Below are 25,437 nucleotides of genomic sequence, written 5' to 3'. Positions count from 1 at the left end.
GCCCCCGGCCTGCCCTGTTTGCCCAGGACCGCATCGGGTAGCGCGCTCCCATGGCGACAAGCGCTTACCGTGACCGCCGTGAGGCCGGCCGGACACTCGCGACGCTACTCGGCCGTTTCCGCGATCCGGATACCGTCGTCCTGGGTCTGCCCCGGGGTGGTGTGCCGGTGGCCTATGAGGTGGCGCAGGCCCTGGAGGTGCCCCTCGATGTGCTGGTCGTCCGCAGGCTCGGCTCACCTGGTAACTCCGAGCTGGCGTTGGGTGCGATCGCCAGCGGCGGTGTTCTGGTCACCAATGGGGATGTCCTGGCCGCGGAACAGGTCGGCCCGGATGTCCTGGAACGGATAGCCCGTACAGAGGGCCGGGAGCTGCGCCGGCGGGAACAAGTCTACCGGGGGGAGCGGCCGCTGCTCGATGTCACAGGACGGACGGTGATCCTGGTGGACGACGGCCTGGCGACGGGCGCGACCATGGATGCGGCTGTCCGGACGGTCTACCGGATGGATCCGGCGCGGGTGGTCGTCGCGGTACCCGTCGCCCTCGAAGCCACCTGCGCCGGGCTGCGCGGACGGGTGGACGAGATGGTCTGCGCGCGTGTACCCGCGGGGTTCGCCGGGGTGAGCGCGGAGTACCAGGACTTCACCCAGAGCTCCGACGAGGAGATCCGCGATCTGCTCGACCGCGCTGCGCGGCTTCCGGCGGGCGAACAGCGGGCCGCCGCCACCGGCCCGGAGGTGGGCGTCCGGTCCGCCCTCACCCCGCTGCCGGACGGCGTCCCGTCCGAGGAGGTCTTGCTGGACCTGGTGGGTGATGCCCGGTACGTGCTGATCGGCGAGGCCACCCACGGCACGTCGGAGTTCTACGCCGCGCGGGCCCGGATGACGCGCACCCTCATCGAACACGCCGGTTTCGACGCCGTCGCCGTGGAGGCCGACTGGCCCGACGCCCACCGCGCAAACCGCTATATCCGCAGCCGCGGCGACGACGGCGACGCCGAGCAGGCACTGCGCGGTTTCCAGCGTTTCCCGATGTGGATGTGGCGTAATACCGTGGTCCGCGATTTCGTGGAATGGCTGCGCGAATACAACCGCCGCGATCCGGCGCGCACCGTCGACTTCTACGGACTCGACCTGTACAGCATGCGCCGCTCCGCGGCCGAGGTGATCGGCTACCTCGACCGCGTCGACCCGGCCGCCGCACAGCGCGCCCGCGACCGGTACGCCTGTTTCGACCAGCACACCGATGAACAGCACTACGGTTACGCCGCAGCGTTCGGCGCCGGCGAGGAGTGTGCGGACGCGGTGGTCGCCCAGTTGGCGGAACTGCAGCGGATGAGCATGCGGGATCTGCGCACCGACGGGCAGGGCGACCCCGACGAACAGTTCTACGCCGAACAGAACGCCCGCCTGGTCGCGGCGGCCGAACAGTACTACCGGGCGATGTTCGGTTCCCGCGTATCGTCGTGGAATCTACGCGACGAGCATATGTTCGCCACCCTCACGGCATTACGCGGACATCTGCGGCAGCGCATCGGCTCCGACGCGAAAATCGTGGTGTGGGCCCATAACTCGCACCTCGGCGACGCACGCGCTACGGAGCTCGGGTCGGCCGGGGAGTTGAATCTCGGCCAACTGGTCCGGCAGAACTGCCCCGGGGAATCCCGCATCCTGGGTTTCACCACCCACACCGGCACCGTGCTGGCCGCCGACGCATGGGACGGCCCGCCCCGGGTGAAGCGGGTACGGCCGTCGCTCCCGGGCAGCGTGGAAAATCTGTTGCACCGCACCGGGATCGAGCGGTTCCTGCTGCGTTTCGATCGCGAACCGGTCGCCGCGCTCGACGCGCCGCAGCTCGAACGTGCGATCGGGGTGGTCTACCGTCCGGACAACGAACGACGCAGCCACTACTTCCACGCCCGGCCGGCGGACCGGTTCGACGCCCTGCTGCATATCGACGAAACCACGGCCCTGACCCCCCTGGACCTCGTTGCACACCGGGGGCCGGACGAACCCGGGGACACCTACCCCCACGCTGTCTGAGCCGCAGGTCTGCGCTACACCACCCGTCCGGTCCGCGCGCTCGAGCTACACCAGGTCACGGGGGATCCGGCGATGCCAGTTCTGTGAGTACACCCGCTTCTGGGCCGTACGCGGGTCGGCGGCGGGATCGTCGAGTTCGTAGGCGTCGAGTTCGGCATCGAGGAGGAATTCCTCCGCGGTGCAGCGCAGTGTGGTGTGCGTGGTGACCTCGGTACGCCAGTCCGCGCGCTCGAGCCGGCGCACGGTCCGCGTCTCGCCCCAGACCGATTCCGGGTCGTTACCGCGGAAGCTGAACCATTCGGTGGTCGCCCGGCGCACGACGGTATCGGTGTCGTCGAGCCGGATCGCGCCCTGGTCGTTCTCGATCTCCAGGGTCGAAACCCCCGTCGCCAGGTCACGTTCGACCTTCCAATGATGCCGCCCGGGTTCCAGATGCGTCGACGGCGCCTCGGGCGCACCCTCGGGCGGGCCGAGCGCGGGCAACTTCCGGTCCTCGTCACGCGGCGGGCGATGCGGCAACATCAGCGCGCTCTCCCCGGTGGTGATCGTGAGCATCGCCGCTTCCGGTGACGGCCAGGCCAGCGGCCAATACGACGACGAGATCGACAACCGGATCCGGTGGCCGGGCGGGAAGGAGTGCGCCATCCCGTTCAACGGCACCCGCACCCGATAATCGCGGCCCGGTTGCAGCGCCTCCGGCGCCGCGCTGCCGTCCCGGTGGGTCAGGTTCAGCAGCCCATAGGTCACCCGGGTGGCCTCGCCGTTGGGTGCGACATCGGACAGCCGGGCCGCCACCATCGCATCGGGCCCGTCGGCCGACACCGTCAGATCCAGGGTGGGGATACCCAGCACTTCGAACGTCTCGTCCAGCGGTTCGGTTTCGAAGATCAGCGAGCCGCCGTCTTCCTCCCGCTGATCCGCGGGCAGATCCGGAGTGGCCGCATAGGACGCCCATTTCCCGGCGAACATACCGACACTCAACGGTGACTGCACATCCATCCGGCGGTGCTCGGCATGATCGGCGTCCTCGGTCAGTGCGTATCGGGTGAGCGTGAAGCGGCGCGGGGTCGTGTTCGGCGACGGCCAGACCGGTTCCCCCACCCAGCGGCCCGGCCGGTCGGCGTAGGACGGGAGCGGCGAAACACTGTCCTGCATCCACGCCCGCAACATCGGCTCGTCCATGACGCCGGTATCACGCCCCTTGAGCCAGTGATCCCACCAGCGCACCGCCTCCTGCAGGAACCCGATCGCCGGCCCCGGCACACCCAAATGCGGGTATTTGTGCCCCCACGGCCCGATCAGTCCGCGCCGGGGCACCTCGAGATGTTGCAGCAACCGGAAAATCGCGTTGGTGTATCCGTCGGCCCACCCACCGACGGCCAGCACCGGACAATGCACCGCGCGGTAGTCCTCGTTCACCGAGGCCCGTTTCCAGTAGTCGTCGCGATGCTGGTGTTCCAGCCAGCTCTCGATCCACAGGCCGCTGCCCGCCAGGCGTTCGTGCCACAGCTCGCGCCAGCGGTGCCCGACGATCGCGGGATCCGGCGGCAGGCTGTTGAATGCGAACATCACCGTCGCCTCGGACAGATTGTCCGAGAGCAGACAGCCGCCCATGTAATGCATATTGTCGACGTAGAGGTCTTCGGTCGCCGACGCGCTGATGATCGCCTTCAACGCCGGCGGCCGCCGCGCGGCCACCTGCAAGCTGTTGAAACCGCCCCAGGAGATTCCCATCATTCCGACATTTCCGTCGCACCACGGCTGCGCGGCCAGCCATTCGATCACCTCGCAGGCGTCCTCGTGTTCGACCGGCAGGTATTCGTCGGTCAGGACACCGTCGGAATCACCACTGCCGCGCAGGTCCACGCGCACACTGACATAGCCGTGCCCGGCCAGGTACGGATGGTTCAGGGCATCCCGGGCGCGGGTGAGATCCCGCTTCCGATAAGGGATGTACTCCAATACCGCGGGCATCGGTTCGCCGGTATCCGGCCGCCAGATACGGGCCGCGAGACGCGCGCCGTCGCGCATCGGGATGAATACGTTCTCGGTCTCGGTGACCCGGTAGGGAAAAGTATCGACGGTGCGCAACCTCAGTGGACCTCCTCGAATTCGAACGGCAGCGCCGCGATGGCATCGTGGTAGCGCTGCTCGAGCTGGTCGGCGCCGGGGGCACCGATATAGAGGGTGGCGAGTTTGTAGCGGTAGGCGTCCTGATTGGGCATTTCCGAGAGCTTCTCCCCGACCTCGACATCGATCTTCACCACGGTGCCCGGGAAACGGTTGCGCAATGCGGCGATCTTTTCCTCGTTCGGAACCCTGGTGACGAACCCGTCCTCGTAGCGCGGCACCAGGCACTGCGCGGCCACCGCGAACTCGCCCTTCCGATGCGGCATCCGTGGCGGGATGCCCAATGCCACATCGATGGCGACGAGATGATTGGAACTACCGTCCACCTTTGCGAACAGATCGCTGTGCGATTGTGAGATGCGGGTGTTGACCTCGATGAGCCACAGCTTCCCGGTTTCGCCGTCCCACATGAATTCGGAGTTGAAGCAGCCGTTGTCGAAGCCGGTATGGCGCAGATAGCGCTCGGTCACGTCGATCATCCGCTGCTGTACGTCCGGCGGCACCGTGCGCGCGGGATAGTCGAGATGGGTGAAACTGCGTTCCTCGGCATCCCGGCGCATATCGAACACCCCGTGCACGTGGTAATCACCGCGGAACATCGACCCCTCGGGCGCGGCCTGCGTCCCGGTGACGATCTCCTCGGCCAGGCAGGTGCGCCCACCGGCCATCCGGATGTCGCCGGACACCTCCACCCGCGCCAGCGCCTGGTCGAAGGGGTCGGCGATCCGGCCGATCTCCTCCCGGATCTGCTGTACCGCGGCGGCGAAGACATCCGCGTCCGGGACCTCGAAACCGAGCTGGGAGGAATGCGATTTGATCGGTTTCACCCAGAACGGGAACGGTATATCGATACTGTCGAGCGCGTTGTCGTCGAACGGGTCGAATGCACAGAATTTCGGAACACACTCGGGTACGACTTCGCGTTGCAGCACCCGGCTCCAGTATTTGTGCTCGTTCTTCAAGACGCTTTCCAGAGTCGGCGCGGGCAGCCCGAATTCATGCGCGAGAACAGGTACGATAACGCTGGTGGGGAAATCCCAATGCGCGATAATGGCATCCACCGGGCCGTCGAAGGCGCGTAGTTCCCGGCGAGCCCGATCCAGCAATTCGTCGAAATCCAATTCTTCGGCGGATATCAGCGATTCGTAATCGAGCAGTCCGTGTAGCGATATTCCATCGGGGATATCGACCGTTCCTATTTCCCCGCGCTGGGTCTCGGTGAGAGCCGGCACGAAAATATTCTACTTCACCCGCGCCGGATATCCCGGATGAACCGGGCCAAACGTCTGTCGCGGCCGCGCCGTGACAGTCTGCGGCAGGAACCGGGTGGGGCCCACCGTGCCGGTGCGGCCCCACCCGGACAACTCGCTGTGCTCGCGGTTCAGAAGATTGCCTGGCTGACCGCGCTCGGCCCGTCGAATGTCCGGTCCGGAAGCGCCTCGAGGGCGTGCAGGACCTCCGCGTCGGCTCCGTTGTTCTCCGCGGCGGCGACCAAGCCGTCACGGTTGCACGGATAGTCGATACCGGAGAGATACTTCTGGACCTGAACGGGGCTGATCTGGCTCATGGTGAACTCCCTTCTCGAAGGTTGGGGAACGCACAGTGCGACAACGGACCGGCCGGTGCGATGCTCGTCCCCACCGCTGTCGGCCGGCGACGGCCCACTGCCGCCGGCGAGCGGCCTACCCGGCTCCGAACCGGGCAAACCCGCATCCGAGCGAAGGCACCGAGATCGCATCGACCCGCCCGTAACCGGCCGTGTGGGCTAGGGTGGGACATGGTCGCGGATTCACCTTGAGACATCCAGGGTCGGCGTGACCGCGATGCGCGAACGCATCCTGAGCCGAGTCGGGTGCAGTATGAACTCCGATACCAACTCTTCGTCCTTCGCTTCGGCCCATGCCGCGTCGCCGTATACGCGCTCGCCCGAGCAGCAACTACTCTTCCGGATCCGGCGCCGCGGCGAGATCGTCGTCCTGTCGGCCCGGGGGCAAGCCGACGCGTATACGTTGCCGCTGTGGCGGCAGGAGGTAGGGAAGGCCGTCGAGATGGCGGCGGCCGGGCGCGGCGCACTGATCGTCGACACCACCAGACTCGAATTCCTGTCGCTGCGCACACTCGCGGCGCTGGCCGAGGACGCGCAACACTATCGCGGCGACGGCATCGAGATATGCCTGGTCACCCCGAACCCGCGCATCGCCCGCCTCGCGGGCGACGATCCGCGGATCCGCCACCTCCCGGTCTGCACGACGGTGGTCAGCGCACTGACCTCCCTGCAGCTTCGCCGGCAGAACGAACCCCGGCCCCCTCGACCGCAACCCTACCGGCCCCCGCAGATCACCCGCGAGGAACCGGACGCCGAGCACGACCGACTGCTCCGTGAGCTCGCGCAGCGCAATTGACCCGGATACCGGCCGTCGATCCGGCGACCGCTCGGCACCCGGGTGAACGGCATACCTGCACGCAGCCCGGTACCGCACGCCCGCCCGCCCGGCCGGGCTGGTCGAGCGGTGGATGTGGCGGCTCGGAGCCGAGGTATCACACTGTTCAGTGATGAAACTGCCCGAGCTTCCCGATCTACCGATCCGTCGTGTTCTCGATCGTCTTGTCGAGACGCTGACCGAACACGAGACGGCCGTCCTGGTCGCACCACCCGGAACCGGCAAAACCACGCTCGTCCCGCTGGCGCTGGCCGCGGGAGGCACCGGCCGGGTGCTCGTGGCCGAGCCCCGCCGGCTGGCCGCGCGGGCCGCGGCCGGGCGAATGGCCACGCTGCTGGGCGAGCAGGTGGGGGAAACCGTCGGCTACTCCGTCCGGGGAGATCGCCGGGTCGGGCGGCGGACCCGGATCGAGGTCGTGACCTCCGGCCTGCTGGTCCGGCGGTTGCAGGACGATCCCGAGATGGCGGGCGTCACTACCGTCGTTCTCGACGAATGTCACGAGCGCCATCTCGACGCGGACCTGCTGCTGGCATTGCTCCTGGACGCCCGGGCCGGATTGCGACCGGATCTGCGGGTGCTCGCCACTTCGGCGACCGTGGCCGCCGACCGTCTGGCAACGTTGCTCGGCGACCCCGTTCCGGCGCCGGTGGTACAGGTCGAGGGCCGCACTCATCCGGTGAGCACGACATACCTTCCGCCACTGCCGCGTGAGCGCAAGGAAGCACAGGTCGCCCGCGCTGCCCGGGCCGCGCTCGCCGGAACCGACGGTGACGTCCTGGTCTTTCTCCCGGGCGCAGCCGAGATCCGGCGGACGACGGCACTTCTGGCCGACCTCGACGACGTCGATATCGTTCCGCTGCACGGCCGGCTGTCGACAGCGCACCAGGACACCGCGTTGCGGCCCGGCCCACGACGGCGCGTGGTGCTGTCCACGGCGGTAGCAGAGTCCAGTCTGACCGTGCCCGGCGTCCGGGCCGTCGTGGACTCGGGGCTCGCCCGCGTACCGCGGATCGACCGATCTCGGGGATTGTCCGGCCTGGCGACGGTGCGGGTTTCGGCGGCGGTGGCCGGCCAGCGCGCGGGGCGGGCGGGCCGCGAGGCCCCGGGGCGGGTGTGGCGCTGCTGGCCGGAGTTCGAGCACGCCACACTGCCCGCCTACCCCGAGCCGGAGATCCGCACGGCCGACCTGACCCGGCTGGCCTTGGAGCTGGCATGCTGGGGCACCGCCGACGGGCACGGCCTCATCTGGTGGGATGCCCCGCCGGCCGGCGGACTTGCCGCCGGACGCGAAGTACTGCGAGTACTGGGTGCCGTGAACGAAGGCGGCGTGGTCACCGACCGCGGGCGGCGGATGGCACGTATCGGGTTGCATCCGCGGCTGGCACGCGCACTGCTCGACGGTGCGGCCGCGGTGGGGGCCCGCACGGCCGCCGAAGTGGTCACCGTCCTCGACGACGACACCCACGCGGCCGGGGTCGATCTGGCGGCCGGCCTGCGTGCGCTGCGGCGCGAGCAGCCGGCACGCTGGCGACGCGAGGTCGAGCGGCTGGCCCGGACGGTCGAGGGACCGGAGGGCGACGACGATCCCGCCTATGTCGTTGCACTGGCCCATCCCGAGCGGCTGGCCCGCCGCCGCGGCCCGGGTTCCGCGAGCTACCTCATGGCCGGCGGCACCGCCGTGACCCTGCCCGCCGGCGCCGGAACGGGCGCCCCGGAATGGCTGGCCGTCGGTGTCGCGACGCGTGACCCCGGCCGGTCCGAGGGAAATATCCGGCTCGCGGCGGTCGCCGATGAACAGCTCGCGCGCCGCGCGGCGGCGAACCTGATCACCACCGCCGACGAAATCGAGTGGGTCGACGGCGATGTGGTCGCGCGACGGATCGAACGCCTGGGCGCAATCATTTTGTCCGAACGACCGCTCCGCGACCCCGAGCGCCCCCTGCTCGCCGCAGCGGTGCGGCGCGGGCTCACCTCGACCGGGGTCGGCCTGCTGCCCTGGGACGCGGACGCCGTCGCCCTGCGGCAGCGCCTCGATTTCCTGCACCGCACCCTCGGGGCCCCGTGGCCACCGGTCGACGACGAATCGTTGCTCGCCACCGCCGACACGTGGCTGGGGCCCGAACTCGCCGCCGCCCGCCGGCGCGCCGACCTCGAACGCGTCGACACCGGACAGGCACTGCAGCGTCTCCTGCCCTGGCCGGACGCCGCCCGGATCGACGAGCTGGCACCGGACCGTATCGAGGTGCCCTCCGGCAGCCGCCTCCGCCTCGACTACGCGGCCGACCAACCGGTACTGGCCGTCAAAGTGCAGGAAGTTTTCGGCTGGAAAGAGACTCCGCGCCTGGCGCGGGGACGTATTCCGATCGTGCTGCACCTGCTCTCCCCCGCCCGGCGCCCGGTCGCGGTCACCGCGGATCTGGCTTCGTTCTGGCAGACCGGCTGGCCGCAGGTGCGCGCCGACCTCCGCGGCCGCTATCCCAAGCACGCCTGGCCGGAAGATCCCACCACCGTGCCCGCCCACCGGGGCACGGCCCGCAACGCAGGTCGCGAACGGCCGGCGGCACCACGCTGAGCCTTACTCCGTCGACCGGGCAGGCGGGGCCACGGCCCGAGTCCCGAGCCGAGTGCGGAAGCAGGGATCGCACCGCGACCTGCAGATGACCCCGAGCGAGTGCCGATGCCCTCGACATATTTGCGCAGAGGTTGCCGGTGCCGCAGACTCGATGCGGGCGATCGTCCTGTTCAGCTCGCACCGGGAGGTCACGGGTGACGGTTTACCGCACGCTCGCACTTGTCGCAGCCGTGTTGCTCGCCGTGGCGGGTTGCGGAGACGAACCGAACACCGGCGAAGGCGCCGCCCGGTCGCCGGCGATCCCCGCCCCGCCGCCGCACTTCTGGTCGGCGCCCGCGGACACCCCGCAGCAGCAGGCCGCTGTCGCCCGGGCAACCCGCCAGATCGACGTCTGCGCCCTGCTCCCCCGCGATACCCTCGTCGACCTCGACCTCGGCGAGATCCAGGACGTGACGATCGGCCTGGACTCGTGTCGCGCCGTCCTGGGCGATCCCGCCCCCGCCGAAGCCGCCACCCTCACCTGGCATTCGACCCTGCTGCCCCCGCTGGCTCCGAGACTCGGTATCGACAAACATCTCGGCGACGTGCACCTCCTGCTGGTCCCCGACCGCGCCCCCGGCGCACGCGCATGCGGCGCGACCGCCCGCTTCGCGTCGGGCGCAGCGTTCTACCTCGGACTCTCCATCCCGAACCGCGATTCGTGTGCGATCGCTGATGGTTTGCTGCCCGGTATGATCGATCGCTGGCGGCAGTCGCCGGTCCAGGGCACCTCCCCCGACACCGTCGACACCGTCCTGCTCGGTGCCGACCCGTGTGCGGTTCGCGCGAAACTGGACGGCACCGCCGATACCGACGAACGCCGCCTGACCCAATGCCTGTTCCGGTATCGCGACGAAACCGTCACCGTGGCTTACGACTACCGCGTCACCGACCAGGTGCGGGCCCGCGCCACCGAGGAGAAGATCGACGACCGCACCGTGTTCCGCACGACCTCCCTCTACGACAGCAGTATCCCGATCTACTCCGCGGTCGTCGGCCCCGAACTACCTGCCGGCAGCACGGCTTTCGTCCCCCGTGTACCGGCGGTCGAAGTCACCTCGGCCACCGACGACGTCGCTCGCCAGGTGATGTCGCAGGTTCTGACACTCTTCCCGCAGTGAAAGCACCGTCGGCGGCTCACTCGGGCAGCCGTCGTTCACATTCCTCGAACGGCGTACCCGAGTCGAAGCACTCGGCCAAGCCACTCTGCACATCGCCGGATGTAGGCGGTTCACCGCACAGAATCCCGCACCGTTGATATCCCGGCACCTCCGATCCCTCGGGATAGCGACAGCCGTCCTCGGCGCACGTGTACTCGCGAGTGTTGGGATCGAAAGGTATCGGCTCCGGTGAATAAGACCAGACGAACGCATCGTTCGCCTCCACCTGCGTGCAATAGGCAGCGCGGCCGTCCGCCACATGTGCGACCGCTCCGGGCTCCTCGCAATATTCGTTCAGTACCACGAGCTGCCCGGGCGGTGCACTGCCCGGAGCGGCCACCGCCGGCGCCCCCGCGGCCGCGAAGAGCGCGGCCGCGCGAGAACCGCACCGGCGAGGCCCCCGCCGACCGGCCGACTATCAGGCCGGCCCACCGTGTAGCCCCGGTGTCCCGCGGAAGCCGGGCCGTCGGACGCGGCGATCGCCGGCGGCTGCGGCGTGCGCCGGCTCATCGGCGACCCGACGCCCCTCGACCGTATCGGCCTCACGCCGGTCGAAGGCAATATCGCGGACACTGCGCACCGACAGCCGTCCGAGCGACGTCGCGGCGAAGAACAGGATCAGCGCGCCGAGCCCGTAGAAGAATGTCAGCCGCACAAGGGCCTGCTTCCAGTCGGATCCCGCGACCGGTTCACCGATATCGCCGAGACCCAACGGGCCTGCCAGCAGCGGGCCGATCACGAACCACGCACCGGCCGCCGTGGCCAGCCACGCACCCGTACTCGCTACGATCCGGTTCCGGCTCAGCAGCATGAGCAGCCCGCCGATTATCGCCACCACCCCCGGCAGCACCTGCAGCCAGCCGCGTGCGGCCGACCATGCCCACGGCTCGTCGGGAGTGTAGGCGAAACTGAAATACGGCCCGATGAACGGGATCAGCGCACCCCAGATACCCAGCAACAAGACAGCCAGACCGCCCAGGGCACCGCGGCTACGCGGGATATGCAGACGCCCTCCGCGCCCGCCGGCAACTTTTTCGTCGACGTCTCGCATGACGCCTCCAATCATCGACAGCAATGCCGACCACGCAATACCCGGATCGAGCAGATCTACGCAGGTCTCGGCGCCGGAATCGCCTGCCGAACGTGCGCCCGCCCCGGTGCCGCGCCGCCGTTCGAGGGCGTGGCGCTGCCGACTGCACCAGAAAGTCCGTTTTCCGGTCGCATTCCGACCCGTCGCGACTGCGGATGCAGCGGCATAACCGAGGAGACCATTCCGACGCGGTTCGCCCGCGAATGTTTCGCCGGTACCGGAAAACGAGGTATCAGCCGCGGTTGTGGCGCCTCTCGTAGCTTGCGCGTTCCTCAGCCGCGCGGCGATGCCGGTCCGGGTCGGCCAGTACCGGATCGAGCCCGTGCTTGACCAGCATATGACGCCGATGGACATACACCAGGGCGACCGCGAAGAAGGCCAGGGGCAGGAACACCAGCGCGGCCATCGAAACGCCCATCCACCACGGGCCCGGCACCAGCGCGAACAGGCACAACAACGGAATCGGGGGCAACAGGAAGCGTTGCAGGTACCGCCGGGTGGCGCCCGGGCCGGTCTGGTCCCGAAGTACCCATTCCTGCATAGAGGACGGCAGCGGCCGGCCGAAAATGTAGCGGATGCGCTGGATCGGTGTGGGAGTCCGATCGGTCACAAGATCCTCCTGCCGGCGGTCCGAAAGCGGCGCCGAACTGCGGCGACTCACGGGCGCGTTCATGATTTGCCCTCCGGATACGCGTGCGCCGCCCGGCGGGCCGCCTCATTGACCCGGCCGAGCACTTCACGCAACTCCTCGAGGTCCCCCAGTCCAACACCCAGTCGTTCGACAACAGCGGGCGGAATCCGTTCGGCTTCGCGACGAAGCGAACGCCCGGCCTCCGTGAGGTCGACCACCAGAGTCCGCTCGTCCCCGGGGGCACGCCGCCGGGTGACGAGACCGGCGCCCTCCAAACGTTTGAGCAGCGGCGACAACGTGGGCGAATCGAGCTGGATCGCCTCCGCGATCGCCTTGACCGACATCGGCGCTTCCCCCCACAGCGCCAACATGACGAGATACTGCGGATGCGTCAATCCGAGCGGCTCCAGCAACGGTCGATACACAGCGAGCACCGAGCGATTGGCCACGGCAAGCGCGAAACACACCTGCCGCTCCAACCGCAACGGATCATCGCTCTCCGCAGTCATCACACCTCCACCGATCCGGTTTCCAACATAACCCGCGAATAATTAATGCACAAACTATTCGCGCGAGTTCTCGCTCACCGGGTGGTTCCATCACCGGCCCACGCCCGCACCCACTGGGAGCAACCGCCGGGAACACCTGTAACGAGACAGCCCGAGAAACCCCCGTCGCTTCCACACCTGGGGCGCCGGCACCTGCCACCCCCGAGCTTGCCACCCCGGCCGGCACCGCGGCAGCGGTAACGGACTTGACGGTGCCCGATCTCGTGGGCGTCAACGGCGCAGTCGCAGGCGACCGCCTGGAAGACCTCGGATTCACCAACGTGCACTACGCGTCTGCTACCCCGGGTAAGGATGTGGTTCTGCTACGCGCCAACTGGACAGTGGTGTCGATCGAGCCGGGGCCGGGAACGGTTGTCCCGTCGGACTCGGTCGTCGTGCTCACCATGACGAAGGACAACGCCTAGAATCGAACATACGTCCGATACGGTGGACTGTACGCTTCCGGTACCACTCTCCGGATAGATGGATGACAAATCCCTCCCGCGCTGGTCAGGAGGGATTTTCTATGGTGGAAGGCCACCGAATCGATGGTGCCGGTTTCCCGCGATCCGAACGGCTTCGGGCGCGCGTATCGGGACGAATGCCCGGCTTTCCGCATCTGTCGGTGTTGATCACGCCGGACCGTGAAGCTCGATCGCCGGTCACTCGACAAGGCCGTCGAGGGCCTGTGGCCGGGTATCCGGGACCTTCGTGCGGGCCCCGGGGGGAACGCCGCAGTACGAGACGGTGACGGTCGTCCGGTGTAGCCGATCAACACTCCTCTGACCTGCCGATTAGTAGTCGCAAACGACTCTGAGGTAGTCTCATCGAGCACCCCGGCGGGGTGCAACGGGCTGTGGCGCAGTTTGGTAGCGCACTTGACTGGGGGTCAAGTGGTCGCAGGTTCAAATCCTGTCAGCCCGACTGCGATGGAAACCGTGGCCACGGCCGGTGACGACGGTACGGTTCGGCTGTGCGCTCCTGGCGAGGATGCGCTCGAGTATTCCGCCGAGAGCGGTCCTCACCATGCCGTAGTGTTCGGTCAGCGTGAAAATCTCGTGTTCACAGGTGGTGCCGATGGCAGAGTGCATCGCTGGGATATGGACGAGGGTGAGGTCACGGCGATTCCGCCCGCCGGCGGTGACGCGATCGACGCGTTGGTAGCGAGTCCCGGCGGAGAAGTCCTCGCCATCGCCGACGATGCCGGCACAGTCCGGTTGCGGGACACCGCAACTCTCGATGTCGTCGGCATAATGCAGGCCGACGACATCGCCGTCCGAGCCGTGGCGCAACCTCGGCAGGGTTCGCGTCACGGTGCGTTGACAGCCAGGCCGAGGTGATGCGTACGCAGAACCGGCAATAGCCCGAAAGAGACATTCCGAGATCCACCGTGGGCAACGACTGTGCGGCCGAACTCCCCATCAGCGATGACTACGAGTTCGACCCGGAACATTCATCTACCGCTGGGCACGTGGTTAAGGCCCGCCGGCCCCGAACAAGCACCCAGAGCACGCCCCCGCGCCGGCCATCCCCAGAACACTCACTCCGCTGACCGCGTGCCGCCTATTCGGCAGGTTCGCTAAAGAGATCAGGCGACCCACGGGGTGAGTACCAGTTTTCCGCGTACTCGCCCGGATTCGCTCAGCCGGTGGCTTTCCCGCACTTCGTCCATGGTCAGTACGCGGTCGATGTGTACTGTTACCTGCCCTCGCGCGACCGATGTTCCGATTTCGGTGAGCAAGACCGTCGAAGGTTTGCCGGTCACCGACCGGGAGCGGGGATCACCGAGGGCATCGGAGTCCTGGACGGTGATGTAGCGGCCGCTGTCATCCAGTACTCGGAGTGATCGTTTGCCATACTCGCCGCCCACGAGGTCCAGCACTACATCGACCCGACCGACAGCCGTCGTGAAGTCGGTTTCGGTGTAGTCCACAACGTCGGCTGCGCCGAGTCCGCGCACGAAGTGATGGTTGCGCCGGCGTGCGGTACCGATGACTTTCGCACCGCGCCGGGCGGCGAACTGGACAGCGAAGTGCCCGACACCGCCGGACGCGGCGTGCACCAGGACGGTTTCGTTCGGTTTCGGATCTGCCGCATCCAACGCCTGCCATGCGGTGAGTGCCGCGGTAGGTATGGCGGCAGCCGTCACATGGTCCGACCCCGGCGGGTGGACTACGAGTGTGTCCGCCCGCGCTACGACGAATTCGCTGTACGTTCCGGTGCGGCTGTGCACCATGCCGAAGACGTTGTCGCCTCGGCGGATTCCGGTGACATCGGCACCGATCGCGACAACCGTCCCCGAGACATCGAAGCCGAGTGTGAACGGCGGATCACCGAGGAACCGCACCCGGCCCGCCCTGAGTTTGCAGTCGACCGGATTCACCGAGGCCGCACCGAGCCGGAGCAGAACCTCCCCACGACCCGGGACCGGCATCGCAGTCTGCACTGTGTCGAGTACATCCGGGTCACCGAACCTCTGCTGACTGACGGTCTTCATCACTGGTCGCCTGCCTTCTTCGGCTCCGCTCGGTCCAGGTACCTCTCGATCAGGTCTACGGCTTCCGCGTGACCGGTGTAGGCGCCGAGGGATTCTTCGAGATGGATCATCCGGGGGATCGCGGACAAGAGAAAGACGACCGCGGACGCCGGTACCTCATGGCCGGAGAGCCGATACTGACGCAGCACAGGTTCGAGTGTGGTCACCGACGCGCTGCGCAGCCGCTCGCCGCCGGCAGATCGCGGAAGCTATCGATGGTCGACGCCTGGCCATCAACTCGAGTAGCAACGCCGTCCCCGACTACCGAATCACCAACGCGCCGGCGCCGGGGTATCCATGGACAGCGGCCGCTGGTAGGACAGGTCGCTTTCATCGCGCGTGCCCACGAGATAACCCGCCTTCTTGAAAAAGTTCGACTGCAGCATCGACGCGTCGGCACCGAACATCGTCTCCACGGTGGAGCGCCGTACCGCGATCCGCCACCGGCCCTCCCGGCGTTCGAGCCGATCGAGATAGCGGCCGGTGATCACCTGGGCGCTGCGCCCGTCGAGCCCGAGCAGAACGACGATGACATAGCTCTCCGTATGGGCGGTATCGCCCTCGATCTCGCAGGTATGAGTCGTGATGTGATGGGTGTGCACGCGGGAGGTCGCCGCGTGTGTGCGGTTGGCCCATTCGGCGTAGTCCGGGCCGGGATTCACCGCGGCGCCGTGTTCGTCGATTCCGTCGTCATGATAGGCGGCCGTGACGAGATCGGGATCGTGACGATCACAGCCGCGCGCGTGGCCCGCAACACAATCCAGGATCGCCGCCCGGTCCATCAGGTATCCCACGTCTCGCCGCAGCGCTTCCACATCACTGTCGATGCCCATAACTCTCCTCGGTGACAAGTCGTACCCGCGGGTACCCGCGCACCCCGCAGAGGCCCCACCCCCTTGCTGTACGATCGTACAGCACAAGAGGTGAGAGGATATGTGTTCATCCGGAAGATCAGGGAGGCGGGACATGGCGGCATCGTCACGGCGCACCGGCACCGAGACGTCGAAGACCCGAAGCGTCCTTCTGGACTGCGTGGAACAGCTGATGCTCGAAGAGGGCTACGCGGCGGTGACATTCCGCGCCGTAGCAGCCAAAGCCGAGGTCACCCCGAGCCTGGTCCAGTACTACTTCCGCACGCTCGACGGCATCTTCCTCGCTGCGATCCGCCGCTACACCGAACGCAATATCAGACACCTCACCAAGGCCCTGGACGTACCCGCCGATCAGCTTCCACGTGCGCTCTGGGAATACAGCTGGGACGAAGCCACCAGCGCGCTGACCACAGAGTTCATGGCGCTGGGTAACCATCGTGAATCGGTACGAGCCGAGATCGCCGAAGCGACCGAGCAGGTACGGAAGGTCCAATTGGACGCCCTAGCAACGAGTTTCGAGGGACCGGATTTCCTCGATCAGCAACTCACCCCGGGCGCACTACTGCTACTCATCACCGGCATCCCGAAGTTCCTCAACCTCGAAGAGGGCATCGGCGTCCGCACCGCCCATCAGGAGCTCGTCGACACCTTCGAGAACTATCTGGATTCACACCGGGCCACCGGAGCGAAATCTGGAGCCCTGCCGTCCCGAGCACGCCGCAGACGCTCGACGCCGAGCACCGATCGGTAGGCACCAGCTACATCGCCGGATCCCCAGCGCACTCCAATCCTGGCCGCCGGCCGCCGATGGTAGTGACGGCGACGCGGTGGGTCGCCTCGCTCATGCGGCGACCGCAGGCATGCTGTCCCAGCCTCGCACGGTCGAGGTCCGCGACCGCCGTGCTCCGGACATATCGATCTCCCATGCGGGCCACCGCTTCAGCACCTCCTGGAGTGCCACACGACCCTCCAATCGGGCCAAGGGCGAGCCGACACAGAAGTGCGGCCCACGGCCGAAGGTGAGATGACCTCCCGGTTTGCGGTGGATATCGAAACGGTCGGGGTGGCCGAAGTGGCGCTCGTCGCGGTTGGCCGAGGCCAGCATCAGCAGCAGGGCGCTGCCCGCGGGTACGACTTGCCCCTGGAATGTGACGTCGTCGGTGGCGACATAGCGTGCCACATGCGGTCCCGGCGGCTCGTAGCGCAACAGTTCTTCGATGGCGTTCGGTATCAGCTGGTGGTCCTCGGCCAGTTCCGCGCGGTGCACTATACAACCGTACAGCACGGTGCTGTACGGTTGTATAGCATTCGTCGAGGGCTGTCCATCAGGTAGACCAGAGGAAACCGAGCTGCCGCGAGCACCCCAGGGAGCGTCGAGCCCGGAGCGGGTACCTGCGCGGGCATCACGGGCGCCTTGCGTCCGGAGGTGACAGGGCGTCACCGGCCATGCCGCCGGGCTCGACGGGCGCGGCAGCCCGGCCGCTCACTCATGCACGAACGAGAAACGATGTGGGCAGGCGAGTCCCGTCGACGTCAACCGCGAGATACCCGCACGCGCCCGGTGACGGTGTCCCGCGCCGGGCACCGACCGAATGCCGGCAGTCGGCACTTTTGAGCAAATCCATACGGACCACCGGCCGAATGCAGGGACAGATGCCCGAAGCCGAGACCGTCGCCGTTGTCACGGGAGCCGGCCGCGGCGGCGTGACGCGAGCCGGTGGACAGGGTGTGGCGGTCCGGCGGCGGTGTCGATCTGGACGGATTCCCTGCTCACCGACCGAGTTCGCACGATCATCGCGGCCGATCCCGAGAAGTTCGGGCATATCCTCGACTCCGCCGAGACACCCGAATTGACAGGACATGTCACCTGGGAGCTGCAACGACCCCGAACCGATGAATCCGAGCGGTAAGACTCTGATCGGCGCGGAACCGGCGAGCCGATACGGCATCCGGAACGAGGACGGCCGCCAACCACCCCTCCTACCGGGACCTTTTCGACGTTCACCCGCTCGAGCAGCAGGCCGACCTGATGCGATTAGCGGCTAACTCCTCGGCCTGGCACCCCTACCGAAGGTGATGTCGGCGCGCTCGGGATTCCATCGATTGCGGAACACCACCTCCTCCAGCGGCCGCCGCCGCACCGGTCCGTGCCGCCCGCGCGGCCGGCCGACCACGATATGGCCCGCCAGGAACCATTCGTCGGGTACACCGACCGATTCGCGCAGCACCTGTCCACCGTCATACGACGCCCAGCTCGTCATACAGGCCCCGAGCCCGTGCGCACGCGCCGCGAGGTAGAAGTTCTGCATGGCGGGATAGATCGACCCGCCCTGCAGGAATTCCGAGGAAAAGTCGTTTTTGAATGCCGTGAACAGCACGGAGGTGTAATTTCCGGCCCGGTCGTGTAGTTCGTAGGTGGCACGGTTGTTCCGCGCGGCCCGGCTCTGGTCGTCATCGGAAGGCCGGCTCATGCCGTAGATCGATTCGATCGAACGCAAGGCGACACGGGCCGCCTCCGCCACGGCGGCACGCTGCTCGGGCGCATCGAGAACAATGAAACGCCACAGTTGCGCGTTGGCGCCGTTCGGCGCCCACGTCGCCGCTTGCAAGCACCGCTCCAGCGTGGCTCCGTCGACCGGCTCGTCGGTGAACCGGCGAATGGATCGCGCCGTGGAAAGCACTTCCCAGACATCATGACTCGGTGAAGACATCTCATCGGTCTACTCGACGTCCACGGCGATGTCGAGTGCCACGCGTTCATCGCCGCCGCGGTGGACACCAGTGCCACTGATCTTTTCATCGAATCCGGCGATGCAACCAGGCATACTCCATTACGCTATACAGTCGTACAGCACCACTTTGGAGACCTCCATGAATCATCGACGAGAATCTCAGCGGCCACTACCGGCCCACACCATCGGCAAATAGCGACCGGGCGCGCCGCAGGAGGTGCGGTGATGCGAGTGGGATTCATCGGACCGGGCAGCCAGGGCGTACCGATGGCACGCCGCATCATCGATCAGGCCACCGCGCCGGCCGGGGATTCATACGAGTCACGGCGGCCGGACCGCGGCGCCGAAGTCACCCATCTTCGAGTCGACAGGGAGCCGAACAGATATGAACGTACCGAGCCGCGTCGCGGTGGTCACCGGCGCAGGATCAGGCCTGGGCCGTTCCGTCGCCGAGCATCTCGCGGCCGCCCATCATCGGATCGGCGTCTTGGACCTCGACGGCGAGGCGGCAGAAAAGGTCGCGGCGGATATCCGTTTCAACGGCGGGTCCGCGATCGGGATCCCGGTCGATGTCTCCGAGCACGACGAAGTCCGCGCAGCCTTCGATACCGTGCGCACCGAACTGGGGCCGGTCGAGATACTGGTGACCAGTGCCGGCATCTCCGGTTTCACACCGTTCGAGAAGATCTCGCTCGACGAATGGAACCGCTACCTGGCAGTCAACCTCACCGGGACCTTTCTGTGCCTGCAGGCGGGCCTGCCGGACATGGCCGAGCGCGGCTGGGGCCGCATCGTGACCATCTCGTCTGCCGCGGGGCAGGCCGGAGCGCTGCGCCAGGGGCATTATTCGGCCTCCAAGGGCGGTGTCATCGCGATGACGAAAACCGTGGCACTCGAATACGCCGCACGGGGGATCACCGTCAACACGGTGCCTCCGTTCACCGCCGACACGCCCATGTTGCAGGAGGCGCAACGCGCGAAACAGGTGCCCGGCCCCGAGATGATGGCGCGCTTCATACCCGCCGGCCGGGTCGGCACCGGTGACGAAATCGCCGCCGTCTGCGCGTTCCTGTGCTCGGAGGCCGCAAGTTACCTCACCGGTCAGGTCATCGCCGTCAACGGTGGAGCAGTGCTGTAACAGCCGCCGAACCCCGCAGTTTCCAGAGAAATTCCCCCGAGAGGGCACCATGAGCACCGACAACGCCCCGAACGACGAACGCAAGAAGAACACCTTCCACTTCGACCGGCACACGCCGCAATACCGGGAGCAGTTCGAAGAAGTCACCCGCCACCTGCAGCAACACTGCCCCGTGGCCTGGACCTCTACCTACGGCGGTCACTGGGTCGCCGCATCCGCCGACGCAGTATTCGAACTCGCCCGGTGCCCTTACGTGTCCAACGATCACGACATCCACAACGAACGCCGCGGATACAAGGGCATCTCGATTCCGACCATGATCGAGTCCAGCCCGGCACGCGGCGGCATGCTCGAGATGGACGATCCGGAGCATCGCATCTACCGCAGCGCGCTCAACCCCTACCTCTCCCCCGCCGCCATCGAACGGTGGGTGCCCTTCATCGACGAGATCGTGCGCGCCTGCCTGGACGAGAAGATCGAGCTGGGACAGATCGACTTCGTCGACGACCTGGCCAACATCGTGCCCGCCGTACTCACCCTCGCCCTGCTCGGCATACCGCTGAAGAACTGGGAAATCTACAACGAACCCGCACACGCCGGGGTCTACACACCCCCGGACTCCCCCGACGCCCCCCGGGGGGCCGAGTTGTACATGGCCATGGGGCTGAACATGCTGACCAACCTCAACGAGATCCGGGAACACCCGCGACCCGGAATCATCGACGCACTGGCCAGGATCCGCATCGACGGCGGCCCCCCATCCGATATGGAACTGCTCGGAATGCTGAACCTGCTCATCGGTGGCGGCTTCGACACCACCACCGCCTTGACCGCCCGCGCCCTGGACTGGCTCTCGGCACATCCCGACCAACGCACCCTGCTCGACCGCGAACGCGACGACCTGCTCGACTCGGCCACCGAAGAATTCCTGCGCTACTTCACCCCCGCACCAGGTGACGCCCGGACCATCGCCGAGGACTGTGATGTGGCGGGAACCCGATTCGAAGAAGGCGAACGGCTGTGGCTGTCGTGGGCGATGGCCAACCGCGACCCCGCAATCTTCGAGGAACCGGACGCGATCGTGCTGGATCGGCGCGGCAACCGCCACTTCAGCTTCGGCTTGGGCGCCCACCGCTGTATCGGCTCCAACTTCGCGCGCACCGTATTCAAAGCCATGCTCACAGCAGTACTCGACCGCATGCCCGATTTCCGCTGCGACCCCGAAGGCACCGTCGCCTACGACACCATCGGAGTCATCCAGGGCATGCGGCACCTGCCCGCCACATTCACACCCGGACAACCACTGGGCCCGGGACTCGCGCAGACCCTGGAGAAACTGCAACGGGCCTGCGACGAACAAGGACTGGCCCGGCCCGTCACCCAGCAAACCACCATCGCGCAGATCGACTGATTCAGCGAGACCAGCCGGCGCCCCGCGGTCGCACCGCAGGGCGCGAAAAGGAGTAGAACACCGTGAACAACAGATTCTCAGTGGAGGGGCGCGTCGCTGTCGTGACCGGCGGCGGCACCGGAATCGGCCGCGGCGCCGCGCTCGTCTTGGCCGAGCACGGCGCCGACGTCGTCTTGGCCGGACGGCGACCGGACCTCCTCGAATCCACCGCCGCAGAGGCGCGGGCACTGGGCCGGCGAGCGCTGGCCGCCCCGGCGGATGTCACCAATCCCGCGGCCTGCCGCGGACTGATCGACACCACGCTCGGAGAATTCGGCCGGATCGACATTCTGGTGAACTGCGCCGGCGGCGCCGAGACCAAATCGATCCTCAAATGGCCCGACGACGATTTCGAACGAACACTCGCGCTCAATTTCGGTGCGGTCTGGCATGTTTCCCGCGCCGCCGCCCCATCGATGATCGAGCAGGGCCGGGGCGCAATCGTCAACATATCTTCCGGCGCGAGTCTGCTGTCCATGCCGCAAGCCGCCCCCTACGGCGCGGCGAAAGCCGCGGTGAACAACCTCACCGGCTCCCTGGCCGCCGCCTGGACGCGAAAAGGGGTACGGGTCAACGCGATCGCGGTAGGCGCGGTACGCGCCGCCACGCTCACCGACGACGCCGCCCGCTACGGCCTCGACCCCGAAGCAGTCGCCATGTCCAACGCTTCCGGACGCCTCGGCGAACCCGACGAAATCGGCTACGGCGTCCTCTTCTTCGCCTCCGACGCATCGAGTTTCTGCTCCGGCCAGACCCTCTACATGCACGGCGGGCCAGGTCCGGCCGGCATCTGAGGCGGCTCGCGATCTGCGGACAACCCTGAACTGGGCGTGTACGCCGCCCCCGCAGCATCCACGATTTCGATCACTAGGGCCCCGCGCTACCAGGCCAACGTTTCAGCCTCATGAGCCCTTACCCCAGCGCACCCCGGTCCTCGCCCCGTCGGGCGGCGCGCCGGCGAGACTCGAATTCGCCGGCAACCGCGCCGAATCAATCGTTCTTGTCCGCGTATACCCCCGAAGCGATCCGAGATGGTCAATCTCGTCCTACCGTTGACGGGAGAACAATGCGGCGCCTCCGAGGCCGAGTTGGTGTGGGTCGTCACGGGGTATCTGCTGGTGTTCTCGGTCGGGATCCACCGGCGCCGTGCCCGGGCAGGACGCATCGCAGCCGAGGGACGCAGGCGCGGCAATCAGAAGACGGGCTCGACAAATCCCGCGGCGCTGCTGATCCGGGACACGACACTGCGAGTGGTGTTCGCCCTGATCGCACGGTTCGGCAGCCAAGCGTGGATGAACGACTACCGTATCGACCTCGAACAGGCCGAGACTTCCGGGCCGCCCTTGTCATGAGAGGTCCGCGGTCGCTCAGACCGAGCGTTGAAGTGGCCGTCATTCCGGGTGAGGGTTCCCGCAGAGTGCCGTGACGGCCGCGAGCGCCTGTCCGGGTTCGTGCCGCCGGGTCTGAACCCGTGGACGCGGCCGGGAATCGGCGGTGATCCGGGGGACTTCGTGAGCATTTCCGGTATCCGGAGGTTCGGCGATCCCGAGGATGCCGAGCCGTCGTTCCGGTCGGCCGGTCCGATGGCCGGGTTCACCTCGGTATGTTCCCACCCGCTTTACTACCGGCGCCTCGCATCGGACCGTGGGTCAGGGCGGTCGGCATGGCCGTCCAGGTGTTTCAACGCAGGATCTGCCGGGATGCCAACGTCCGGCAGTAGATGACGAACCCTGTTGTCAGCAGGAGCACCACGAGATCGAACATGGCCAGGCGTGGTCCGAGGATCTGCCAGCGGTCGCGAAACCCGAAGGTCAGGATGTCGAGGACTATTTGGCCCGCCAGTGCGGTAATCGCCACCGGCAGTACCCACCGGCTGCGCAGTAGCAGCAGGAGCGCCGCCACCAGCGCGCCCCAGATGGCGATGGTCCAAAAGACAGCTGGGAGGAGTGGATAGTCGGTGAAGTACCGGATCTGTTGACTGTCGTAGTTCTGCGATCGGAAGTAGTCGGCGTTTTCGCTGAGCGCCATGACGTAGTCGTAGACACCGCCCAGATTCAGTAGCAGGAATAGGGCGGCAACGATCCAGAGGTGCCAAGGTGCCGAGCGACGCGTGCCGGGTGCGGTCTCACGCATGGTCGGTCTTCCGTTCGGTCTCGGCGTTTCCCGAAAGACTGAGGATCTGCTGGAGCAGCTCGGAGGAGCCGTGCAGGTTCCGTAGCAGCACTTCGAGCTTCATCAGTGCCAACCCTTGTTCGGGATCTCCGAGTACCAACAGCTTGTCCCCGGGGACGATGCCGTGGTCGCGGCGCGCCTGGGCGGGGATCGCGATCTGTCCTCGCTCACTGACCGTCACCGCCCCGTAGAACCCGCGCCCGCCCGGTCCATACGAGGCTGCTTGCTCCTGGGTCATCGACCACACCCTTCCTATTGCATGAAATACATATAATACATGTTTTTGCGTGTAGACCCACCCAGATAACGAACGAGAAAGCACCGAGCGAGTCATGGCCCGAACCTCGCCGGCACCGGGTTCGAGGAGTGTTCCGCTTCCCCCGATACCGGGCACCTGAGGACGGGCCCCCGCACCCCGCCGACCGCCCGAGCACCGACCGCCGAACTCCGGACCACTACTTGAAACCGACGGACGCGAGAATCTCGAGTTCTTCGCCTCGTTGCACTCCGGCCCACCGAGGATCCGGTGCCGTTACTGGAACGCGTCGGCCTCGCCGAGGGCCGCACCATGTTCCTTGCCACTCGCGACATGGCCACCGCCGACCAACTCTGCGATCGGGTGGCGTTCGTCGTGGACGACACGATCGCCGCCCTGGCCTCCCCACCGAACGACCCGCTGGTGTCGATAGGCATACTCGGCGTGGTCTCACGCCGCATGTTCGACCGTCATATCGTCGCCTCCCAGGGAAAGCGCAGTAATGGCCTCCTACGGCCGCAACGACCTGCGCAACATCCGCCGTGACAGCGTGCTCGTGGGCGTTTCCCTCGACCCCCTCGGTTACGCACTGGCCAGGTGGTTCGTCCCGGCGCGCTCCCGCTACCTCGACCATCAGTACGATTTCGAACCTGACGCCCTACCACACCGTCATCGTCTCCGCTTTCGTCCTGATCGCTCCGTGCGCCGTACTCGGCTTCATCTGCGCCGTGCCCCCCATCGACGAGAAGGACCAGCGCACGCTCGCGTCACAGAGAGCGTGCGGTCGTCGATGCGCAGGCCCGGTCGCACCGTTTCGACAGCTTTTCGATGTCACGGGTGCAGCCACAAATACCAGCCCAGGCACAGCAGCCCTGCGGCGAGTGCGCCCAGGCCCACCGCTGCCGCGATCGCCGAGGCTCCACTGGTCCCGCCGACTCCGACGAGGAAGGTCAGTACCGTAACACCGAGGTCAGCAGCGGAAAGGTATATCGGTATCTGATCCGAAACTGTGGAAGCACTGGTCGCCTTCTTCGCTGGGAGTCGCGTATCCGACCGCATTTGCCAGCCGTTTGCGTCGTCAACACCTACTGTGCGCGCCGAACGGCCCCGGATGAGACGACCGACAACGGCCGCGCTCCTGCCCGCAGCCCCGCATCTGATCGCATCCATCGCGCTACTGGTCGCGGCAGCGGAAATCTGGCCGAGCACGAAAGACCTGTTCGCAATCGGAAGGATACTGGCGGCGCTGTGCCTGCTCATCACCGAACTGTTCCGCCGGTATCGACGTGCCCCGCCTTCGAGGTCTCGCAGGGACAGACCGCGAAGCTCCTCGGAGCACTGATCGGCCCCAGTTCCTCGGCGTCCCAGGCGGGATCGATCGCACGGATCCGATGGACCACTCGAGTACAGGGAGGACGCCTCAGAGCTTTTTCAGGCGCACAGGCAGCCCATCTCTGGGCACCGGAAGCGTGGTGTAGTCGAGCTGCCACGTGTAACTGGCGGGCACGGACCATTCGTGGGTCAGCAGTAGGTGGTGCATGATGGTCTTGACTTCCATCTGACCGAAGTACAAGCCGATGCATTTGTGCACGCCGCCGCCGAACGGCATCCAGGCGTATCGGTGTGTTTTG

General features: G+C 66.9%; 26 protein-coding genes, 1 tRNA gene and 2 pseudogenes. 13 read left to right on the top strand and 16 right to left on the bottom strand.

The window, feature by feature from the left end:
- Window positions 1–50 precede the first annotated feature (50 nt).
- The gene (locus NFL01S_RS29455) at window positions 51–2,039 is read left to right on the top strand and encodes an erythromycin esterase family protein (protein ID WP_062979587.1); all 1,989 of its coding nucleotides are present in this window, start codon (window positions 51–53) and stop codon (window positions 2,037–2,039) included.
- Between the two features lie 45 nt (window positions 2,040–2,084).
- On the opposite strand, the gene NFL01S_RS29450 is transcribed toward NFL01S_RS29455, so the two are convergent.
- The 3 genes from NFL01S_RS29450 to NFL01S_RS29440 all read right to left on the bottom strand — a co-directional run bounded on the left by NFL01S_RS29450 (window position 2,085) and on the right by NFL01S_RS29440 (window position 5,736).
- Window positions 2,085–4,130, bottom strand: a complete 2,046-nt coding sequence (locus NFL01S_RS29450; RefSeq protein WP_062979586.1) for a CocE/NonD family hydrolase — start codon at window positions 4,128–4,130, stop codon at window positions 2,085–2,087.
- A gap of 2 nt (window positions 4,131–4,132) precedes the next feature.
- A complete protein-coding gene (locus tag NFL01S_RS29445) occupies window positions 4,133–5,401 on the bottom strand; it encodes an ATP-grasp domain-containing protein (protein WP_245670948.1) in 1,269 nt (422 codons plus the stop codon).
- Window positions 5,402–5,550: 149 nt separating this feature from the next.
- Complete coding sequence (locus NFL01S_RS29440) at window positions 5,551–5,736, bottom strand: DUF2795 domain-containing protein (RefSeq protein WP_062979584.1); 186 nt, start codon at window positions 5,734–5,736, stop codon at window positions 5,551–5,553.
- A 292-nt stretch (window positions 5,737–6,028) separates the two neighbouring features.
- Here NFL01S_RS29440 and NFL01S_RS29435 point away from each other — a divergent pair, with 292 nt between their 5' ends.
- From NFL01S_RS29435 to NFL01S_RS29425, 3 genes are all read left to right on the top strand, one after another.
- On the top strand, window positions 6,029–6,571 hold the full coding sequence (locus tag NFL01S_RS29435; protein ID WP_157117087.1) for an STAS domain-containing protein: 543 nt from the start codon (window positions 6,029–6,031) through the stop codon (window positions 6,569–6,571).
- A gap of 151 nt (window positions 6,572–6,722) precedes the next feature.
- A complete protein-coding gene (gene hrpB / locus NFL01S_RS29430; protein ID WP_174555734.1) occupies window positions 6,723–9,182 on the top strand; it encodes an ATP-dependent helicase HrpB in 2,460 nt (819 codons plus the stop codon).
- Window positions 9,183–9,376: 194 nt separating this feature from the next.
- Entirely contained in the window at window positions 9,377–10,342 is a 966-nt protein-coding gene (locus NFL01S_RS29425; protein WP_062979582.1) for a hypothetical protein, read from the top strand.
- 457 nt (window positions 10,343–10,799) lie between these two features.
- Here the strand turns inward: NFL01S_RS29425 and NFL01S_RS29415 are convergent, their stop codons facing one another.
- From NFL01S_RS29415 to NFL01S_RS29405, 3 genes are all read right to left on the bottom strand, one after another.
- Entirely contained in the window at window positions 10,800–11,432 is a 633-nt protein-coding gene (locus tag NFL01S_RS29415) for a hypothetical protein (protein ID WP_245670947.1), read from the bottom strand.
- 271 nt (window positions 11,433–11,703) lie between these two features.
- On the bottom strand, window positions 11,704–12,081 hold the full coding sequence (locus tag NFL01S_RS29410; protein ID WP_062979718.1) for a DUF5313 family protein: 378 nt from the start codon (window positions 12,079–12,081) through the stop codon (window positions 11,704–11,706).
- A 59-nt stretch (window positions 12,082–12,140) separates the two neighbouring features.
- Window positions 12,141–12,611, bottom strand: a complete 471-nt coding sequence (locus NFL01S_RS29405; RefSeq protein ID WP_062979580.1) for a MarR family winged helix-turn-helix transcriptional regulator — start codon at window positions 12,609–12,611, stop codon at window positions 12,141–12,143.
- Window positions 12,612–12,862: 251 nt separating this feature from the next.
- On the opposite strand from NFL01S_RS29405, the gene NFL01S_RS36205 reads away from it, so the two are divergent.
- Together NFL01S_RS36205 and NFL01S_RS29395 are read left to right on the top strand one after the other, a co-directional pair.
- Window positions 12,863–13,075, top strand: a complete 213-nt coding sequence (locus tag NFL01S_RS36205) for a PASTA domain-containing protein (RefSeq protein WP_062979579.1) — start codon at window positions 12,863–12,865, stop codon at window positions 13,073–13,075.
- A 425-nt stretch (window positions 13,076–13,500) separates the two neighbouring features.
- Window positions 13,501–13,574: transfer RNA gene (locus NFL01S_RS29395), tRNA-Pro, on the top strand.
- On the opposite strand, the gene NFL01S_RS34920 is transcribed toward NFL01S_RS29395, so the two are convergent.
- The 4 genes from NFL01S_RS34920 to NFL01S_RS29375 form a co-directional block, all read right to left on the bottom strand.
- Window positions 13,556–13,963 carry a hypothetical protein gene (locus NFL01S_RS34920; protein ID WP_157117081.1) on the bottom strand — a complete coding sequence of 136 codons (408 nt, stop codon included), beginning with the start codon at window positions 13,961–13,963 and terminating at the stop codon, window positions 13,556–13,558. The genes NFL01S_RS29395 and NFL01S_RS34920 overlap by 19 nt on opposite strands.
- 275 nt (window positions 13,964–14,238) lie before the next feature.
- Window positions 14,239–15,147: an NADP-dependent oxidoreductase gene (locus NFL01S_RS29385; RefSeq protein ID WP_062979577.1), complete on the bottom strand. Its 909-nt coding sequence runs from the start codon at window positions 15,145–15,147 to the stop codon at window positions 14,239–14,241.
- The gene (locus NFL01S_RS29380; RefSeq protein WP_157117079.1) at window positions 15,147–15,335 is read right to left on the bottom strand and encodes a hypothetical protein; all 189 of its coding nucleotides are present in this window, start codon (window positions 15,333–15,335) and stop codon (window positions 15,147–15,149) included. The genes NFL01S_RS29385 and NFL01S_RS29380 overlap by 1 nt, the downstream gene beginning before the upstream one ends.
- A gap of 120 nt (window positions 15,336–15,455) precedes the next feature.
- Window positions 15,456–16,019, bottom strand: coding sequence for a nuclear transport factor 2 family protein (locus NFL01S_RS29375; RefSeq protein WP_062979575.1), 564 nt, complete (start codon window positions 16,017–16,019; stop codon window positions 15,456–15,458).
- A 133-nt stretch (window positions 16,020–16,152) separates the two neighbouring features.
- Here NFL01S_RS29375 and NFL01S_RS29370 point away from each other — a divergent pair, with 133 nt between their 5' ends.
- Window positions 16,153–16,809, top strand: coding sequence for a TetR/AcrR family transcriptional regulator (locus tag NFL01S_RS29370; RefSeq protein ID WP_062979574.1), 657 nt, complete (start codon window positions 16,153–16,155; stop codon window positions 16,807–16,809).
- A 90-nt stretch (window positions 16,810–16,899) separates the two neighbouring features.
- On the opposite strand, the pseudogene NFL01S_RS29365 reads toward NFL01S_RS29370, so the two are convergent.
- Window positions 16,900–17,319 (bottom strand): annotated as a pseudogene (locus NFL01S_RS29365) (cytochrome P450); the annotation flags it as partial.
- Window positions 17,320–17,791: 472 nt separating this feature from the next.
- Here NFL01S_RS29365 and NFL01S_RS29360 point away from each other — a divergent pair.
- Window positions 17,792–18,135 (top strand): annotated as a pseudogene (locus NFL01S_RS29360) (hypothetical protein); the annotation flags it as partial.
- Here NFL01S_RS29360 and NFL01S_RS29355 read toward each other — a convergent pair.
- The gene (locus NFL01S_RS29355; RefSeq protein ID WP_062979573.1) at window positions 18,101–18,769 is read right to left on the bottom strand and encodes a nitroreductase family protein; all 669 of its coding nucleotides are present in this window, start codon (window positions 18,767–18,769) and stop codon (window positions 18,101–18,103) included. The pseudogene NFL01S_RS29360 and the gene NFL01S_RS29355 sit on opposite strands and share 35 nt — an antisense overlap.
- Window positions 18,770–19,175: 406 nt before the next feature.
- On the opposite strand from NFL01S_RS29355, the gene NFL01S_RS29350 reads away from it, so the two are divergent.
- From NFL01S_RS29350 to NFL01S_RS29335, 4 genes are all read left to right on the top strand, one after another.
- Complete coding sequence (locus NFL01S_RS29350) at window positions 19,176–19,928, top strand: SDR family NAD(P)-dependent oxidoreductase (RefSeq protein WP_062979572.1); 753 nt, start codon at window positions 19,176–19,178, stop codon at window positions 19,926–19,928.
- A gap of 49 nt (window positions 19,929–19,977) precedes the next feature.
- The gene (locus NFL01S_RS29345) at window positions 19,978–21,339 is read left to right on the top strand and encodes a cytochrome P450 (RefSeq protein ID WP_062979571.1); all 1,362 of its coding nucleotides are present in this window, start codon (window positions 19,978–19,980) and stop codon (window positions 21,337–21,339) included.
- A 62-nt stretch (window positions 21,340–21,401) separates the two neighbouring features.
- Window positions 21,402–22,172 carry an SDR family NAD(P)-dependent oxidoreductase gene (locus NFL01S_RS29340; protein ID WP_062979570.1) on the top strand — a complete coding sequence of 257 codons (771 nt, stop codon included), beginning with the start codon at window positions 21,402–21,404 and terminating at the stop codon, window positions 22,170–22,172.
- Window positions 22,173–22,409: 237 nt separating this feature from the next.
- The gene (locus tag NFL01S_RS29335; RefSeq protein WP_062979569.1) at window positions 22,410–22,730 is read left to right on the top strand and encodes a hypothetical protein; all 321 of its coding nucleotides are present in this window, start codon (window positions 22,410–22,412) and stop codon (window positions 22,728–22,730) included.
- 328 nt (window positions 22,731–23,058) lie between these two features.
- On the opposite strand, the gene NFL01S_RS29325 is transcribed toward NFL01S_RS29335, so the two are convergent.
- The gene (locus tag NFL01S_RS29325; protein WP_062979567.1) at window positions 23,059–23,511 is read right to left on the bottom strand and encodes a hypothetical protein; all 453 of its coding nucleotides are present in this window, start codon (window positions 23,509–23,511) and stop codon (window positions 23,059–23,061) included.
- Window positions 23,504–23,788 (bottom strand): AbrB/MazE/SpoVT family DNA-binding domain-containing protein, encoded by a 285-nt coding sequence (locus tag NFL01S_RS29320; RefSeq protein WP_062979566.1) that lies wholly within the window; start codon window positions 23,786–23,788, stop codon window positions 23,504–23,506. Before NFL01S_RS29320 ends, NFL01S_RS29325 begins: the two co-directional genes overlap by 8 nt.
- A 288-nt stretch (window positions 23,789–24,076) precedes the next feature.
- Between NFL01S_RS29320 and NFL01S_RS37720 the strand changes: the two genes are divergently transcribed.
- On the top strand, window positions 24,077–24,352 hold the full coding sequence (locus tag NFL01S_RS37720; RefSeq protein WP_062979565.1) for a hypothetical protein: 276 nt from the start codon (window positions 24,077–24,079) through the stop codon (window positions 24,350–24,352).
- A gap of 285 nt (window positions 24,353–24,637) precedes the next feature.
- On the opposite strand, the gene NFL01S_RS35825 is transcribed toward NFL01S_RS37720, so the two are convergent.
- Both NFL01S_RS35825 and NFL01S_RS29305 read right to left on the bottom strand, forming a co-directional pair.
- The gene (locus tag NFL01S_RS35825; protein WP_157117077.1) at window positions 24,638–24,865 is read right to left on the bottom strand and encodes a hypothetical protein; all 228 of its coding nucleotides are present in this window, start codon (window positions 24,863–24,865) and stop codon (window positions 24,638–24,640) included.
- 361 nt (window positions 24,866–25,226) lie between these two features.
- Window positions 25,227–25,437: cytochrome P450 (locus NFL01S_RS29305; RefSeq protein WP_157117075.1), on the bottom strand; the 211-nt coding region annotated here is incomplete at its 5' end.

It is taken from the genome of Nocardia flavorosea NBRC 108225, from assembly GCF_001613385.1.
Taxonomy (GTDB): Bacteria; Actinomycetota; Actinomycetes; order Mycobacteriales; family Mycobacteriaceae; genus Nocardia; species Nocardia flavorosea.
Note: the sequence above shows the minus strand (reverse complement) of the source record. Positions and strands in the feature narration are given on the sequence as shown.